This is a genomic window from Pseudomonas sp. AC463 (assembly GCF_979253585.1).
In genome coordinates this window covers 1-266 of the sequence record NZ_CEEDDZ010000686.1, presented here as the reverse complement: position 1 = coordinate 266, position 266 = coordinate 1, and the positions used below count along the sequence as shown (strand labels likewise).

1 protein-coding gene is annotated in these 266 nt (G+C 73.7%); it reads left to right on the top strand.

The features are described 5' to 3' along the window. The coding region (locus tag AC0IYH_RS31935) for an NAD(P)-dependent oxidoreductase (protein WP_471838294.1) at window positions 1-266 on the top strand (266 nt) is incomplete at both ends.

The following is a 266-nucleotide window of genomic DNA, read 5'->3' as shown; positions in this document are numbered from 1 at the left end:
AGCTGGAACTGGACGGCAGCCGGGCGCTGGTCGTCGGCTACGGCACGATCGGGCGGCTGATCGGCACGCGGCTGGCGGCGTTCGGGGTGGAGGTGACGGGGGTCACCCGCTCGGGTCGCGACGGCACGCTGGCCGCCGACGCGTGGAAGCCGCGGGTCGGCGACTACGACTGGATCGTCCTCGCCGCGCCGTCCACCGGATCGACGCGCGCCCTGATCGGCGAGGCGGAGCTGGCGGCGATGAAGCCGGGTGCGTGGATCGTGAAT